2 protein-coding genes are annotated in these 1,406 nt (G+C 36.6%); both read left to right on the forward strand.

The annotated features are described in order from the left end of the window. A partial coding sequence (locus G5C51_RS41995) for a replication/maintenance protein RepL (protein ID WP_206314897.1) occupies positions 1–199 on the forward strand: 199 nt, incomplete at its 5' end. 802 nt (positions 200–1,001) lie between these two features. Continuing rightward, the coding region (locus G5C51_RS42000) for a replication/maintenance protein RepL (protein WP_165246193.1) at positions 1,002–1,406 on the forward strand (405 nt) is incomplete at its 3' end.

The following is a 1,406-nucleotide window of genomic DNA, read 5'->3' on the forward strand; positions in this document are numbered from 1 at the left end:
TACAAGAACCCTAAAAATATTGGAAGAAGGAAATATTATTAAAAGAAGAACTGGTGCTATAATGCTTAATCCCGAATTACTCATGAGAGGCGATGACCAAAAACAAAAATACCTCTTACTCGAATTTGGGAACTTTGAGCAAGAGGACGACCAAAAGCAAGAAAATGCTTTATCAGAATATTATTCTTTCAAGGAGTAGTATAGCATAAATTCGTCTATGTTGTAGACGAAAGGACTAGCTAACACTAGTCCTTTTTTATATTTGTAGCTTTGATCTACTCGTTACACTCGCAGAAAAAGCTACAAATAAAAGCAATAACAACCCACCTTAATCTCGCTTTATTCCAATTTCCATTTTGAGCAGAAACTTTACTCATATGATTTGGATTGGTTGTTAAGTTGGAATTAATCCAACTTAAAACCGGCACCAATCGCCACTGAAGTGGCTATCATATTCGCCTTTCTTTCTCAAAATGTTTTCTCGGCATAAATGCTTAATTAAGGTTTGGCAAGCATTGGCTTTGCTAGCCACTCAATCGCTATCGCTCATTCGTGACTGCTCGCCTGCTTGTTGGGGGCAAGCCCCCAAAGCCCCCTACAAAATGCTAGCCATATATCAAAAAATAAACGTAAGCATAAACGCATTCGCTTCTTTTCTATATAAATATGAGCGAAGCGAATAAGCGTCGGAAAAGCAGCAAAAAGTTTCCTTTTTGCTGTTGGAGCATGGGGGTTCAGGGGGTGCAGTATCTGACGTCAATGCCGAGCGATAGCGAGCCGAAGGGTAGCATTTACGTTAGATAACCCCCTGATATGCTCCGACGCTTTATATAGAAAAGAAGATTCAACTAGGTAAAATCTTAATATAGGTTGAGATGATAAGGTTTATAAGGAATTTGTTTGTAGTGATTTTTGACATGTTTTGTAGTGAATTCTGTCGACAAATGTTGTGATTAATTCACTACAATGATAAAATATGAACTAAGAAAGGAGGATATAAAATGAAGGAAAGATATGGAACGGTGTATAAGGGGTCTCAGAGGCTCATAGACGAACAAACTGGAGAAGTAATAGAGGTAGATAAGTTATACCGAAAACAAAGCTCTGGGAACTTTGTAAAGGCTTATATCGTACAGTTAGTTTCAATGTTGGATATGATTGGAGGAAAAAAACTAAAAATCGTCAATTATATTCTAGATAATGTCCATTTAAGCAATAATTTAATCGTAGCAACTACAAGAGAGATAGCAAAAGCTACAAACACAAGCACACAGACAGTTACAAGAACCCTAAAAATATTGGAAGAAGGAAATATTATTAAAAGAAGAACTGGTGCTATAATGCTTAATCCCGAATTACTCATGAGAGGCGATGACCAAAAACAAAAATACCTCTTACTCGAATTT

It is taken from the genome of Streptomyces coryli, assembly GCF_011044975.1.
Classification (GTDB): Bacteria; Actinomycetota; Actinomycetes; order Streptomycetales; family Streptomycetaceae; genus Streptomyces; species Streptomyces coryli.